This is a genomic window from Siccirubricoccus soli, assembly GCF_024178315.1.
GTDB lineage: Bacteria > Pseudomonadota > Alphaproteobacteria > Acetobacterales > Acetobacteraceae > Siccirubricoccus > Siccirubricoccus soli.
On sequence record NZ_JAMZIK010000107.1, the window covers coordinates 17,426 to 32,646 of the forward strand.

8 protein-coding genes and 1 tRNA gene are annotated in these 15,221 nt (G+C 71.9%); 3 read left to right on the forward strand and 6 right to left on the reverse strand.

What is annotated here, in order from left to right:
* Positions 1-30 precede the first annotated feature (30 nt).
* From NJ376_RS17165 to kdpF, 5 genes are all read right to left on the reverse strand, one after another.
* Positions 31-4,461 (reverse strand): calcium-binding protein, encoded by a 4,431-nt coding sequence (locus NJ376_RS17165; protein ID WP_252954512.1) that lies wholly within the window; start codon positions 4,459-4,461, stop codon positions 31-33.
* A gap of 148 nt (positions 4,462-4,609) precedes the next feature.
* On the reverse strand, positions 4,610-5,197 hold the full coding sequence (kdpC, locus tag NJ376_RS17170; RefSeq protein ID WP_252954513.1) for a potassium-transporting ATPase subunit KdpC: 588 nt from the start codon (positions 5,195-5,197) through the stop codon (positions 4,610-4,612).
* A 3-nt stretch (positions 5,198-5,200) separates the two neighbouring features.
* Positions 5,201-7,288, reverse strand: coding sequence for a potassium-transporting ATPase subunit KdpB (gene kdpB / locus NJ376_RS17175; RefSeq protein WP_252954514.1), 2,088 nt, complete (start codon positions 7,286-7,288; stop codon positions 5,201-5,203).
* 11 nt (positions 7,289-7,299) lie between these two features.
* On the reverse strand, positions 7,300-8,997 hold the full coding sequence (gene kdpA / locus NJ376_RS17180) for a potassium-transporting ATPase subunit KdpA (RefSeq protein ID WP_252954515.1): 1,698 nt from the start codon (positions 8,995-8,997) through the stop codon (positions 7,300-7,302).
* Positions 8,998-9,001: 4 nt separating this feature from the next.
* On the reverse strand, positions 9,002-9,274 hold the full coding sequence (gene kdpF, locus NJ376_RS29375; RefSeq protein ID WP_370288371.1) for a K(+)-transporting ATPase subunit F: 273 nt from the start codon (positions 9,272-9,274) through the stop codon (positions 9,002-9,004).
* A 44-nt stretch (positions 9,275-9,318) separates the two neighbouring features.
* On the opposite strand from kdpF, the gene NJ376_RS29010 reads away from it, so the two are divergent.
* The 3 genes from NJ376_RS29010 to NJ376_RS17200 all read left to right on the forward strand — a co-directional run bounded on the left by NJ376_RS29010 (position 9,319) and on the right by NJ376_RS17200 (position 12,834).
* Complete coding sequence (locus tag NJ376_RS29010; protein ID WP_305879993.1) at positions 9,319-11,973, forward strand: sensor histidine kinase; 2,655 nt, start codon at positions 9,319-9,321, stop codon at positions 11,971-11,973.
* Positions 11,970-12,677 carry a response regulator gene (locus NJ376_RS17195; RefSeq protein ID WP_252954516.1) on the forward strand — a complete coding sequence of 236 codons (708 nt, stop codon included), beginning with the start codon at positions 11,970-11,972 and terminating at the stop codon, positions 12,675-12,677. The genes NJ376_RS29010 and NJ376_RS17195 overlap by 4 nt, the downstream gene beginning before the upstream one ends.
* Positions 12,678-12,744: 67 nt before the next feature.
* A tRNA-Ser gene (locus tag NJ376_RS17200) sits at positions 12,745-12,834 on the forward strand.
* 74 nt (positions 12,835-12,908) lie between these two features.
* Here NJ376_RS17200 and NJ376_RS17205 read toward each other — a convergent pair.
* On the reverse strand, positions 12,909-15,221 hold a 2,313-nt coding region (locus NJ376_RS17205), incomplete at its 5' end, for an SdrD B-like domain-containing protein (protein WP_305879994.1).

The following is a 15,221-nucleotide window of genomic DNA, read 5'->3' on the forward strand; positions in this document are numbered from 1 at the left end:
CCGGGACCGGACGCGCGCCGCATATGGGGATCACCCCAGATCGTAGGTGGTGAGGCCGGTGACGTGGTGAAGCAAGACCGAATCGCCTTGCCCAAGGTCGATGAGCAGGTTGCCGTCGATCACGCCGCTCCGGGCCTGGATGTAGGCGAGCATGGTCGGATGGGGGCCGAGGTCGAAGCCGCTCAGCCTGATCCGGTCCTGCCCCTGGTGGAAATCCAGGATCAGGTCATGGCCGGTACCGGGGCTGAAGACGAAGACATCGCTGCCGGTCTCGCCGAGCAGGGTGTCGTCGCCTGCCATGCCATTCAGCGTGTCGTCCCCGCCCCCGCCCAGCAGCCAGTCGGCGGAAGCGCTGCCGGTGATGCGGTTGCTCAGCCCATTGCCCAGGGCGAAGGGAATAGCGGTGAGCAGGACCAGATCCTCGACATTCTCCGGCAGGTAGTAGCCGGGTCCGTCGATGGCGGCGACGATGGTGTCCTCGCCTTCGCCGGGCAGCTCGACGACCTGGTCGGCCGCCGTATCCACGTAGTGGAGGTCGTTGCCCGCGCCCCCCAGCAGCATGTCGGCCTCGTGGAGCCCGCTGGCGCCGTCCAGCGTGTCGTTGCCCGCCCCGCCTGTCAGCAGGTCGAAGGCGAGGTCCGGGCCGCCGGTGAGATGGTCGTTCCCCGCCTCGCCATGCAGCGTGTCGGAGCCGGTGCCGCCGAACAGCGTATCGTTGCCAGCGCCGCTGGTCAGGTAGTCGGCGCTGGCACCGCCATCGAGACTGTCATCGCCGTCGAGGCCATGCAGGGTGTCGTTGCCGTCATCGCCATGCACCGTATCGCCACCGGAGAAGCCGGCCATGAGATTGGCGTCCTCATTGCCCGTCAGGCTGTTGGCCAGCTCATTGCCCATGCCGAAGATCGCGCCGGCGCCGATGCCGAGGGTGAGATTCTCGATACTCGCGCCGAGATAGAAGCCGATGCTGGCGATCAGCGTGTCCCTGCCGCCGTTCGCGCCCTCGGTGATAATGTCGCCGACGCTGTCCACATAGTAGATGTCGTCCCCGAGGGTGCCGTTGATGCGCTGGCCACCCGGCGACTCATAGACCAGCAGGCGGTCGATGCCGGCCATGGCCTGGGTATTGCGGTTGGCCAGGCTGGCCGCGGTGTCGGCCAGCGTGACGTCGTCCTCCGTGTCCAGCGCGATGCTGGCCAGGGCGTGGTACTGCGCATAGCTCAGGCTCAGCGCGTCGTCCGTGGCGTCGATCGCCGCGATGCCGCGGCTGGCCAGGGCGGCGATCTCCGTGGCGGTCAGCGCGCCGATCGTGGCGCCGGAATCCGCCAGGGTCAGGAGATCGCCGCCGGCGATAGCGACGCTGCCCAGCGCGCCGAGCTGTTCCAGAGTGAGGCCGAGGCGGTTGTCCGTCGCGTCCAGCCGGTCCACCCCGGCAGCGGCGAGGCCGGCGATCTCCGCTGCGCCGAGGGCGGCGTAATGCGCGCCGAGATCGGCCAGGGTGACATTGTCGGCCGCCATGAGATGGATGGGACCGAGGCCGAGATACTGGGCGACATCGAGGGCGAGGCTGCCGCCGGCCGCGGCCAGCTTCTGCACCCCGTGGTCGGCCAGCTCGGTCAGCTCCGCCGGGGTGAAGCCGAGCACCGCCGCATCCGCCTGTACCGCGAGCGGCGCGCTGCTGCCGACGAGGCCAAGCGCCCGGCTGCCCTCGATGATCTGGGTGCGGCCGAGCACGAGGTCGGCGCCACCGACGAGTTCGATGGCCGTGAGCTTGGTGGCGGCGTTCAGGCTGTCGAAAGCGGCGGCGATGTTGGCGGCGCTGTCCTGCACGGCGATGGCGAGGACGGCATCGTCGCCCTCCGCCGCGGCGACCGCGCCGGCCGTGGCGCCGCTGACGGCGATCCGCGCGCCATCCTGCAGCAGGGCCAGGGCCGCGCCATCGGCGAGGTACTGGGCGTAGGTGATGGGCAGCACGAAGCTGTCCAGCACATGGACCGCGGTGAGCTTGCCGGCGGCAGCCAGGCTGTCCAGCGCCACGGCGATGTTGGCCGCGCTGTCGCTGACCGAGAAGCCGTCCACCGCCGCATCCGCCTGCAGCGCGGCGGCCTGGGCGGCGGTCGCCTCCGTCACCACCAGTGTGGGACTGCCGGCGAGCAGCGCCAGCGCCGCGGGCGCGGCGGCATAGGTGGCGTAGTCCAGGGTGACGGGCGCGGCATCGGTAACCGTGATGGCGGTGAGCTTGCCGGCACCGGCGAGCTGGCCGAAGCCGGCGGAAAGGTTCGCCGCGGTATCGGCCAGGGTGAAGCCACCCACCCGCGCATCCGCCTGGGCGGCGGCGGCCTCGGCCATCACGGCATCCGCCACCGTCAGGGTGATTCCGGGGTCCAGCCGGGCCAGGGCTGCGGCAGCGCTGGCAAGCTGGCCGAAGGCGATGGCGAGGCTGCTGCCATCGCTGAGCGCGATGGCGGAGATCTTCCCGTAGCCTGCGATCTGGTCCAGCGCCGCGGCGAGGTTGGCGGCGCTGTCCAGCACGGTGAAGGCGGTGACATGCGCCTCCGCCTGCGCCGCTTCCGCCGCCGCGGCGGCGAGGCCGCTGACGGTGAGGGTGTAGTCCTCCGGCAGCAGGGACAGGAGATTGCCGGGGCTGGCATATTGCGCCGCGGTCAGGCCCAGCGGGCCGCCGCCCTGCACGGCCAGGCCGGTGAGCTTGGCGGCGCCCTGCAGCGCCGCGAAATCCGCCGCGATATGGGCGGCGCTGTCCAGCACGGTGAAGCCGGCGACGCGGGCATCGGCGGCCAGGGCGGCGAGTCGCACCGTGGCGGCGCCGGTGACCTGCAGGCTGGTGCCGCCGGGCAGCAGGGCGAGTGCGGCGCCGCCCGCCAGGTACTGCGCCTCGGTCAGCACGAGGGCGGCGCCATCGGTCAGCGTGATGCCGGCCAGCTTGCCGCTGGCAGCGAGCTGCTCCAGCGCCGAGGCGATCGCCTCGGCGGTGTCGCTGACGGTGAAGCCGGTGATGCTGGCATCCGCCTGCAGCGCGGCGGCGAGGTCCGCCGGCGCCTCCGCGACGGTGATGCCGCGGCCGGGCGGCAGCAGGGGCAGCAGGGCGGCGATGGCGGGGTAGCGGCCGGCCTCGAGCAGGATGGGCACGGAATCCGTCAGCCCGATGCCGGCCAGATGCGGCATGGCGGCCAGGCTTTCCAGCGCCGCCACGACATTCGCCGTGCTGTCGCTGAGCGTGAAGCTGGCGTCGTAGGGGCTGTCCTGTACGGCGAAAGCATCAGCCACGGCGACGCCATGGACGGCGATATCGGCGCCCTCGATCTTGCCCAGCACTGCCTGGGCGCCGGACCAGGTGGCATAGTCCAAGGCCAGCGCCGGGCCGTCGCTGAGGGCAATGGCGGAGAGCTTGGCGTAGCTGCCGAGGCTGGCGAGGCCGGCGGCGATGTTCGCCGCGCTGTCCCGCACGGTGAAGCCGATGACGTGGTCATCCGCCTCCAGCGCCGCGGCGCCGGCCACGCTGGCGGCGGCGATGCTGAGCGTATGGCCGCTCGGCAGCCGGGCCAGAACGGCGGCATCGGCAGCGAACTGGGCGGCGGTGATCTCCAGCGGGGCGCTGTCCAGCAGCGCGATGCCGGTCAGCTTGCCGGCGCCGGCGAGCGCATCCAGCGCGGCCGCCACGGCGGCGGCGCTGTCGCTGACGCTGAAACCGGTGACGCGGGCATCGGCCTGCAGCGTCGCCGCGGCGGTGGCCGGGGCGCCGGCGAGGCTGAGGCCATAGGCGCCGCGGATCACCGCAAGGGCGGCGCCGTCGTTCAGGTAATTGTCGTAACTGAGCGCCAGCGGCTCGCCATCCGTCAGCGTGATGGATTGCAGCTTGGCGCTGCCCTGGGCGAGGGTGTGGAAATCGGCGCTGATGGCGGCGCTGCCATCGGCGATGCGGACGGCATCGACCTCCGGGGCTGCGAAGAGGCTGGCCGCATAGGCGGCCGGCACGGCCTCCACCTCCAGCCGGAAGCTTGGATCGACGGCGTCATAGGCGGTGCTGCCGGCCAGCCAGTCGGTGAAATCCAGCACCAGGGGGCGGCCCTGCAACGCGGCGACCTGCGCCGCATTCCAGGCCAGCGCGCCGGAGGTGGCGGCGACGCCAGCCAGGCCCCGCACCGTGACGAGGGCGAGGATGTCCTCCGCCGCCAGGGCCGACAGCGTGCTGCCGGCATCGGCCAGCAGCACCCGATCGCCCGCCGAAAGCGCCAGAGGGCCGAGCGCCTGGAGCTGCGCGACGCCGAGCGCGAGCGCATCCGCGGTGGAATCGATGCCGTGGATGCCGGCGGCTGCCAGGGCGGCGAGGTCCGAGGGCGACAGCGCCTCCAGCACCGCGGGGCTGTCAGCGATGATGACGGTGGCGCCGGCTGGCGGTCCCGAGGAGGCCTGGTATTCGGCATAGCTCCAGGACAGGGTCGGCATCGGCAGGGCGCCCTATTGGCCAGGGTGGGAGGGCGCCGGGGAAGGCGCCCGCCTGGCCAGTATCGATGCCCGGGATTAAGCCGGGGTTGATGGCGCGGGGACGGCGCCCGGAGCGCGATCGGCCGGGCGCCGCTCGGCCGGTCCCGCCCTAGCGCAGCGCGTCGAGCGCCAGGTTGAGGCGGAGCACGTTCACCCGGCGCTCGCCGAGCAGGCCGAGTTCCCTGCCCTCCGTCTGACGCTCGACCAGCGCCGCCACCTGCGCCGCCGGCAGGCCGCGCGCCGCCGCCACCCGCGCCACCTGCCGCCCGGCGTTCTCCGGGCTGATATGCGGGTCCAGCCCGGAGCCGGAGGCGGTGACGGCATCGGCCGGCACGGCACCGCCGCCCAGCACCGCCTGGCGTTCCTTCACCGCCTCCAGCAGCGCCTGGGACGTCGGGGCGGCCTGGGAGGCGGCGCTGGCGGCCGCGTTGTAGGGCGCGGCGATGGTGCTGCCGGGCTTCTCCGGATCCGGCGCCGTGGTGGCGGAGGGACGCGGATGGAAGTAGCGGTCGGCGGTGAAGTCCTGGCCGATCAGGGCGGAGCCCACCACCTTGCCGTCCCGCTCGATCAGGCTGCCGCCCGCCGCCGTGGGAAACAGGGTGCCGGCAAGGCCGGTGAAGCCCAGCGGCACGGCGAGGCCGAGCAGCAGGGTGAGGAGGCCGACCACGGCAAGGGCCGGCCGCAGGATGGCGATCATGGCTCAGGCGATCCCGAAGAGCTGGAGGAGGAGGTCGATCAGCTTGATGCCGAGGAAGGGCGCGAGGATGCCGCCGACCCCGTAGATCAGCAGGTTGCGCCGCAGCAGCGCGGCGGCGCCGATGGGCGCGTAGCGCACGCCGCGCAGCGCCAGCGGCACCAGCGCGACGATGATGAGCGCGTTGAAGATGACGGCGGACAGGATGGCGCTTTCCGGCGAGGCGAGGCGCATGACGTTCAGCGCCTGCAGCTCCGGATAGGAGGCCACGAAGATCGCCGGCAGGATGGCAAAATACTTCGCCACGTCATTGGCGATGGAGAAGGTGGTCAGCGCGCCGCGGGTGATGAGGAGCTGCTTGCCGATCTCCACCACCTCGATAAGCTTGGTCGGGTCGCTGTCGAGATCGACCATGTTGCCCGCCTCGCGGGCCGCCTGGGTGCCGGTCTGCATGGCGAGGCCGACATCGGCCTGGGCCAGGGCCGGCGCGTCATTGGTACCGTCGCCGGCCATGGCGACGAGGCGGCCTTCCGCCTGGGCGCGGCGGATGTAGGAGAGCTTGTCCTCCGGCGTGGCCTCGGCGATGAAGTCGTCCACCCCGGCCTCGGCGGCGATGGCGGCGGCGGTCAGCCGGTTGTCGCCGGTGACCATGACGGTGCGGATGCCCATCCGCCGCAGCGCGTCGAAGCGGGCGCGCATGCCGGTCTTGACGATGTCCTTCAGCTCGATGGCGCCGAGCAGGCGGCCATCCTTCGCCACCGCCAGCGGCGTGCCGCCGCTGCGGGCGATGTGGTCCACCGCGTCGCGGAAGCCGGCAGGGGCCTCGGCGCCCGCCCCCTTCAGCAGCGCATCCACCGCGCCCTTGCGGAAGCTGCAAAGCTGCGTCCCCTGGGGCAGGTCGAGGCCGGAGAGCCGGGTCTGAGCGGTGAAGGGCACCACCTTCGCGCCCGCCGGCAAGGCCCTGGGGGTGATGCCGTAGCTGTCCCGCGCGAAGGCCAGGATGGAGCGGCCCTCCGGCGTTTCATCCGCCAGGGAGGCGAGCACCGCCGCCTCCGCCAGCTCCCGCTCCGCCACCCCGGGCGCCGGCAGGAAGGCGGCGGCCTGGCGGTTGCCCAGGGTGATGGTGCCGGTCTTGTCCAGCAGCAGCACATCCACGTCGCCCGCCGCCTCCACGGCGCGGCCGCTGGTCGCCAGCACGTTGAAGCGCACCAGCCGGTCCATGCCGGCAATGCCGATGGCCGAGAGCAGCCCGCCGATCGTCGTCGGGATCAGCGTCACCAGCAGCGCCGCCAGCACCGGGATGGCGGGCGCCTCGCCATTCCAGCTGGCGAAGCCGACCAGCGTGGCGACGGCGATCAGGAAGATGATCGTCATGCCGGCCAGCAGGATGTCGAGGGCGATCTCGTTCGGCGTCTTCTGCCGGCTGGCGCCCTCCACCAGCGCGATCATGCGGTCGAGGAAGGTGGCGCCGGGCGCCGCCGTGATGCGCACCACAATCCAGTCGGAGACCACCAGCGTGCCGCCGGTGACGGCGCTGCGGTCGCCGCCGCTCTCGCGGATCACCGGCGCGCTCTCGCCGGTGATGGCGGCCTCGTTCACGCTGGCGATGCCCTGCGCCACCTCGCCATCGGAGGGAATGAGGTCGCCGGCCTCGACCAGCACGAGGTCGCCGGGGCGCAGCTCGGTGGCGTTGCGGGGCTGCCAGAGGGTGCGGTCATCGCCGCGCAGCAGGAGCTTCGCCGTTGCCTCGCTGCGGGTGCGGCGCAGGCTGTCCGCCTGGGCGCGGCCGCGGCCCTCCGCCACGGCTTCGGCGAAGGTGGCGAAGAGGACGGTGAGCCAGAGCCAGGCGGCGATGCCGGCCTGGAAGCCCCAGGCCTCGCCCAGCCAGGCGGCGCGGGCGGCAAGCAGGGTGACCAGCATGGCCACCACCTCGGTCACGAAGATGACCGGGTTGCGCACCAGCTGGCGCGGGTCGAGCTTCGCCCAGGCGGCGAGCGCGGCCCGGCGGAGGATGGCGGGTTCGCCCAGCGCGGCGCCGGCGCGGCGGTCGCGGCGCGCGGTGCCCTGGCGGGGCGTCTGCGTGATGTCGAGCATCGGAGCAAGCCTCAGAAGCTGCGGCCGGCGGCGAGCACGAAATGCTCGGCGAGCGGCCCGAGGGCGAGGGCGGGCATGAATTGCAGCCCGCCGAGGATCAGGATCACCCCCGCCAGCAGGCCGGCGAAGAGCGGCCCATGGGTCGGGAAGGTGCCGGTGGAGGCGGCGAGCTTCGGCTTCAGCGCCAGGGCGCCGGCAATGCCCATCACCGGCACCACATAGGCGAAGCGGCCGAGCAGCATGGCGATGCCGAGGGTGGTATCCAGCCAGGGCGTGTCCGCCGCGAGGCCGCCGAAGGCTGAGCCGTTATTCCCCGCCGCCGAGCTGAAGGCGTAGAGCATCTCCGTCAGCCCGTGCGGGCCCTGGGCCGGGATGGAGGCGATGGCCGCCGGCAGCGCCACGGAGAGGCTGGCGAAGCCGAGGATGGTGGCGGGCAGCACCAGCACCGCCAGCATGGCCAGCTTGATCTCCCGCGCCTGCACCTTCTTGCCGAGGTATTCCGGCGTGCGGCCGACCATCAGCCCGGCGACGAAGACCGCCAGCAGGGCGAAGACCAGCATGCCGTAGAGGCCGGAGCCGACGCCGCCGGGCAGCACCTCGCCGAGCTGGATGAGGAAGAGCGGAATCAGCCCGCCGAGCGGAGTGAAGCTATCGAACATCGCATTCACCGCGCCGCAGGAAGCGCCGGTGGTGGTGGCGGAGAAGAGCGCGACGAGGGGCAGGCCGAAGCGAAGATCCTTGCCCTCCATATTGCCCTGGGTGGGATCGATGCCGAGCGCCAGGTGCAGCGGGTTGCCGCCCGCCTCCGCGGCATAGATCAGACCGGTCGCGACGACGACATAGCCGAGCATGACGGCGAGCAGCGCCCTGCCCTGCCGCCTGTCGCCCACCAGATGGCCGAAGGTGATGGCAAGGCTGAACGGAATGACTTGCTGGGCGATGATCTGCAGCGCGGTGGCGATGGCGTCCGGCCCCTCGAAGGGGTGCAGGGAATTCACCCCGAAGAAGCCGCCGCCATTGGTGCCGAGATGCTTGATGGCGATCTGGAAGGCGGCGGGGCCGAGGGGGATGAGCTGGGTCGCCCCCTCCAGCGTCCTTGCCTCGACATAGGGCGAGAGGGTCTGCGGCACGCCGAGGGCGACGAAGGCGAGGCCGAACACCAGGCTGAGCGGCAGCAGCAGATAGAGGCAGATGCGCACCAGATCCGCCCAGAAATTGCCGAGCTGGCTGACCCCGCCGGAGGCGAAGGCGCGGCAGACCGCGAAGGCGAGCGCGATGCCGGTGGCGGCGGAGAGGAAATTCTGCACCGCCAGCCCGGCCATCTGGCTGAGGTAGCTCAGCGCCGCCTCGCCGCTATAGGCCTGCCAATTGGTGTTGCTGATGAAGCTGGCCGTGGTGTTGAAGGCGAGCCAGGGCGACAGCCCGTCGAAGCCCTGCGGGTTCAGCGGCAACCCGCCCTGCAGCCGCAGCAGCGCGTAGAGCAGCGCGAAGCCCGCGGCATTGGCGGCGAGCATGGCCAGGGTATAGCTGCGCCAGCCCATGCCCCGCTTCGGGTCGATGCCGGCGGCGCGGTAGATCAGCGTCTCGACCGGCGCGAGGAAGCCGAGGCGGCCATGCGCCACCGCGGCCGTGTAGCGCCCGAGCGGAATCGCCATGGCGACCGCAAGGGCGAGGACGAGCGCGATCTGCGCCCAGCCATTCCAGGTCATGGAATCAGAGATCCTCGGGGCGCAGCAGCGCCCATAGCAGATAGATCAGGAGGAAGGCGGTGACGGCGCCGCCGAGCAGCAGCGGGACCATCAGACGCGCTCGCAGCCCAGCGCATAGGCCGCCATCAGCGCAAAGCCGCCAAGGCCGAGCGCCAGGAGCAGGAGATCGAGCATGGGAAGTCACCTGTGCCCGGGGGATCCGGGTCCGGTGAAGGACTAGGTGGGGCCGGCGTAAAGCCGCCATTCGCAAGGGCGGGCCGGCGCATAAAATCGGCATAAAAGCCGCAGCGCCGGACGGCCCGGCCTGCTAACCACGGCGGGATGCCGGAGGAGCCTGCCCGACCCGACCCGGACGCCCTGCTCGCCCTGGCGCGGCGGGAGGGGCGCGGGCGGCTGAAGGTCTTCCTCGGCGCCGCGCCGGGGGTGGGGAAGACCTGGGAGATGCTGGCCGAGGCGCGAAGGGTGCAGGCCAGCGGCGCCGAGGTATTGATCGGCATCGTCGAGACCCATGGAAGGGCGGAGACCGCGGCGGCGATCGGCCCCCTCCCCATGCTGCCGCGCGCTCGCCTCCCGCATCGCGGGCAGATGATCGAGGAATTCGACCTCGATGCCGCCCTCGCCCGCCGCCCCGGCATCCTGCTGCTGGACGAGCTGGCGCACAGCAACGCTCCCGGCAGCCGCCACCCGAAGCGCTGGCAGGATGTGGAGGAGCTGCGCGAGGCGGGGATCGAGGTCTGGACCACGATGAACGTCCAGCACCTGGAGAGCCTCTCCGAGGCGGTGGCGCGCATCACCGGCGTGCGGGTGGCGGAGACCGTGCCGGACCGGGTGCTGGCCGAGGCGGATGCGGTGGAGCTGATCGACATCCCGCCCGCCGAGCTGATCGAGCGGCTGCGCCAGGGGAAGGTGTACCGGCCGGACCAGGCGGCGCGGGCGCTGCGCGGCTTCTTCCGCGAGGGCAATTTGGCGGCGCTCAGGGAGATGGCGCTGCGCCGGGTGGCGGAGCGGGTGGATGCCGACGTCACCTCCTACATGCGGGCCAATGCCATCGCCGGCCCCTGGCCTGCCGGCGACCGGGTGATGGCGCTGATCGGCCAGGAGCCGGGGGCGGAGCAGGTGGTGCGAGCGGCGCGGCGCATCGCCGATGCGCTGAAGGCGCCGCTGGTGGCGCTGCATGTGGAGCGCCCGGCGGGGCGCGAGGCGGGCGATCCCGGCCCGGCGCTGCGCCTGGCGGAACAACTCGGCGCCCTGGCGGAGACGGTGGTGGCAGGCGACGTGCCGGGCGCCATCCTGCGGGAGGCGCGGGCGCGCAATGCGACGCATCTCGTCATGGGCCGCGGCCGGCCGCCCTGGTGGCGGCGGGCGCTGGGGCGGACGCTGGCGGCCAGGCTGCTGCGCCAGGCGACGGATTTCACCCTGCATCTGGTACCACTGCCGGGCGTGGCGGCGCCGGCGCCGCCGGCCGAGCCCCGCGGCCTGCCGGCCTGGCTGGGCTGGGCGGCGGTGCCGGCGCTGGTGGCCAGCGCCACGCTGGTCGCGCTCGGGGCGGATGGGCAGGTGCCGGAAGGCGCGCTCGGGATGGTCTACCTGGTGCCGATCGTCGCCGCCGCGGTGGGGTTCGGTCCGCTGCCGGGCGGGCTTGCCGCGCTGCTTGGCTTCCTCGCCTGGAACTACCTCTTCCTGCCGCCGCGGCATGAATTGGCCATCGCCAGCCCGCAGGATGTGGTGGGCGTGGTGGTCTTCGCCCTGGTGGCGCTGCTGCTGGCCGGCACCGCCGGGGGCCTCGGCCGTTCCGTGCGGGCGGCGCGGGCGCGGCTGCTGGGCCTGCGGCGGCTGGTGGAGTTCAGCCGGCGCCTGGGCGCGCCGGGGGACCGGGCGGATCTCGTGCAGGCCATTGCCGAGGAAGCCTCCCGCATCGCCGGCGGGCCGGCCTGCGTGCTGCTGCCCCTGCCCCCGCTGCCTGGGGAAACGGCGCCGGAGCCGGTGCTGCGCGCCGCCGTGCCGCTGGAGGCCGTGCCGGACGAGGCGAGCATGGCCGCCGCCCGCTGGGCCATTGCCAACGCCAAGCCGGCCGGGCGCGGCACGGATACCCTGCCCGCCGCCGCCTGGCAGTTCCGCCCCATGCGCACCGCCCGGGGCTTGGCCGGGCTGGTCGGGCTGCAGCCGCCGGAGCGCCGGCTGGAGGGCGAGGCGGACCGGGCGCTGGCGGCGCTGCTGGACCAGGCGGCCGTCGCCCTGGAGCGGGCGGAGCTGATGGAGGAGCGCGCCCGGGACGAGGCGCGGGCGGAGACGGAGGCGCTGCGCACCGCCCTGCTCACCTCCCTCGGCCATGATCTGAAAACGCCGCTCACCGCCATCCGCGGCGCCATCGGCACGCTGCGCGGCGCCGGGGCTGGGCTGCCGGAGGCGGTGCGGGCGGATCTGCTGGCGACGGCCGAGGAGGAGACGGCAAGGCTAACCCGCTGGATCGGCCATATCCTCGATATGGTGCGGATCGAAAACCGGCAGATCCAGCCGCGGCGGGAGGCGGTGGACCTGGCCGAGGCGCTGGAGACCGCCGCCGCCCGGGCCGGCCGCGCCGCCGGCCGGCGGATCGCGGTGGAGGCGGCGACGCGGCCCGTCGCCCCGCGCCTCGACCCCGCCCTGCTGGACCAGGTGCTGGGCAATCTGCTGGACAATGCGCTGAAATTCTCGGGGCCCCAGGGTCATGTGACGGCGCGAGGCTGGCGGGAGGGGGCGGAGGTGGTGATCGCCATCGAGGATGACGGGCCGGGCATTCCGCGGGAGGAGCTGCGCCTGGTCTTCGACCCCTTCTTCCGCGCCCGGCGGGCGGACCGCATCGCCGCCGGCAGCGGCCTCGGCCTCGCCATCTGCCGCGGGCTGGTGCAGGCCATGGGCGGGCGCATCGCCGCCGAGAGCCCGCTGGCGCCCGATGGCAGGGGCACCCGCATGATCCTCCGCTTCCCCGGCACATGAGCGGACTGGACGCGCCCCGCGTGCTCGTCATCGACGACGAGCCGCAGATCCACCGCTTCCTCGCCCCGGCCCTCTCCGCCTCGGGCTACGCGCCGCTGCGGGCGGAGACCGGGGCTGAGGGGCTGAAGCGGGCGGCGGAGGGCGCGCCGGCGCTAATCCTGCTCGATCTCGGCCTGCCGGACATGGATGGCAAGGCGCTGATCCCCCGGCTGCGCGGCTTCACCGCCGCGCCCATCGTCATCCTCTCGGCGCGGGAGCAGGAGGCGGAGAAGGTGGCGGCGCTGGATGCCGGGGCCGATGACTATGTGGAGAAGCCCTTCGCCCTGGCCGAGCTGCTGGCCCGGATGCGGGCGGTGCTGCGGCGGGGCGGCCGGCCGGCGCCGGCCGCGCCGGTGGTGCGGAGCGGCCCGCTCGAGGTGGATTTCGCCCGCCGCACGGCGCGGCTGGAGGGCCAGCCGCCGCTGAAGCTGACGCCGCGGGAATGGGATCTGCTGGCCGCCCTGGCCCGGGCGGGGGAGGGCCGCGTCATCACCCAGCGACAGCTGCTGACCGCGGTCTGGGGGCCGGCACATCTGGAGGATGCGCAGTATCTCCGCGTCTATATCGGCCATCTGCGACAGAAGCTGGGGCCGGCGGCCGGGCTGATCCGGACGGAGCCCGGGATCGGCTACCGCTTCGGCCCGGCCGAGGAGGAGGCGGGCTGAGCGGCTGCCGCTTGCCTCTCCTGCCTCTGGCCCCTCCCCCGGCTTTGCGATAACAGGCCGGGGGCCGGGATGGGTGGCCGAGTGGTTTAAGGCAGCAGTCTTGAAAACTGCCGTAGGGGCAACCCTACCGTGGGTTCGAATCCCACCCCATCCGCCAGGCGGCAAGGGCAAGGGCCGCCGCGCCCGGCCGGACGCGGCGGCGTGCATGGCACGGGGCGAGACGCCCGCGCCTTACCAGACCTGGTCGGCGGCGACCGCGATCTTCGTCGTGACGCCGTTGTGGGTGACCGTACCGTAATTGTTGTACTCGTCCAGCCAATCCTCGATCATCTTCCCCGCGGCGATGCCGTCCGACGCGTAATTCCAGGCGCTGGCACTGCCGCTCACCTTGGTGCTGGAGGCGCTGAGGGTCAGGCTGCCATCGCCCCTGCCGTCGCCATTCTCATCCTTGGTGGTGCGGGTGAGCCAAGTGATGCCCTGGGCGATGGCGTCCCGCGCGTCGAAAACGGCGCTGCTGTTCGCCGCATCCGTGATGGGGTTGCCGGCCAGGTAGTTCAGCCAGCTCGCCACCAGGGCGCGGTCCAGGATGTAGCGTACATCGGCGGCGGAGTTGGAGGCGGTAAGCGCGTTCAGCGCCTCGCCCTGGGTGTAGAAGATCGTCGTCTCGCCGGCATCGGTGATGCCGTTCTTGTTGAAGTCGCCGATCAGGATGCCCGCCTTGTAGGCCTTGCTGACCGGGTCCAGGACGCCCTTCGCGCCATAGGTCTGGTAGAGGATGTCGCCATCGGCGAAGCCCGCCGTGCCGCACTGCTTCGGCGCGCTCGCATCGCCATCCCAGAAATCCTGCCACCCCGCGGATTTCCAGAAGCCAGGGGTGCGGGTGCCGGGGCCGTCGATGCCGTAGAAATTGGCGCTGTCGCTGTCCGTCACCGTCGTGGAGTGGCCGAAGTCGTCGGTGTACGTCACGGTGACCGTCGCCGTATCCGTGTGCTGCCCGGCCTGCCAGCTGCCATTCACGATCAGGGTGTAGCTGCTGTCGTTGTCGCCGCAGAAGGATGAGGAGTAGGCGTCCAGGCTCGCGATCTTGATGGCGGTACCGCTGCTGCGGCCATTCAGGTCGAGCTGGTCGTCCGACAGGGTGATGTTGTTCAGCGTCACATTGCCGGTGTTGGTGACGACGAATTTGAACTTCACCGCGACGCCTTCGGTCGCCAGCGGGCCGGGGCCGGTATCCGCGTCGTACCAGGTGCGGCCGCCATCGACCGAGACGTATTTCTCGACATCGACCTTCGGCGCGGCGCCGAAATAGGAGCTGCTGTCGCGGTCGCTGACGGTCTTGGAGCCGTAGGCGTCGGTGTATTTCCCCGTCACCGTCGCGGTGTTGCTGTAGGTGCCGGCGCCGGCGATGCCGGTTTCCGTGAAGGTCCAGGTCTCGCCGGCATCGAGGATGCCGTTGCCATTGTCCCCGGTGACGTGGGTGATGACGCCTTCCTTGTTGTCTTCCACCAAGACATCGGTCAGGGCGACGTTGCCGGTGTTCTTCACCGTGTAGGTCCAAGTGACGGCGCTGCCGGCCAAGATGGTCCCGCTATCCGAGCCGTTGGTGACCTTGTTGATGCAGAGCGAGGGGCAGGGGTTGGCGACGGTCTGGATCAGCCCGGCATCGAGGGTGGTGTTGCTCTGGCCGGAGGTCAGCGTCACCTGCTGCGTCACACCGCTGACCGCATCGCTGTCCCGGCTGTCATCCGCGCCCTTGTTGGCGCCGGTGAAGCCGTAGCCGGTGGGGGCTAGGAACTTCACGCTGTAGGTGCCGGGAACCAGCTCCGTGAAGCCGTAATTGCCGTTGCCGTCGGTGACGGTGGTCTCGATGACGGTGCCGGCAGCATTCAGCAACAGCACGGTCACCTTGCCGAAGCCGACCTCGCCGCTGTCCTGGATGCCGTTCTTGTTACTGTCGAACCAGACCTTGTCGCCGAGCGAGGCCAGCTTGTAGAAGCCGGCATCAAGGGTGGTGTCGCTCTGGCCGGAGGCCAGCGTCACCTGCTGGGTCACGCCGTTGACGGCGTCGCTGTCCTTCGCGTCGTTCGCGCCCTGGTTGGCCGCGGTGGCCACATAGCCGTCAGGCGTTGCGAACTTCACGCGGTAGGTAGCGGGCGCCTGGTTGCTGAAGAGGTAGCTGCCATCGGCGGCGGTGGTGGTGGCGGCGACCACCGTGCCGGCGGCGCCCAGCAGCTCCACCGTCACGCCGGCGATGCCGGCCTCGCCGGCGTCCTGCACGCCGTTGGCGTTCTCGTCCTCAAAGACGAAGTCACCGAGGGAGACCGGCTGGCTGACCGGGGCCGGCTTGTAGAAGCCGGCATCCAGCGTGCCGTTGTATTCGCCGGAGCTCAGCGTCACCTGCTGGGTGGTGCCGCCGACCGCGTCGCTGTCCGCCGCATCGTCGCCCCCCTGGTTGGCCGGGCTTGCCTCGTAGCCCGCCGGGGTGACGAAATGCACGCTGTAGGTGCCGGGGGTCTGGCCGGTGAAGCCGTAGCTGCCATCCGC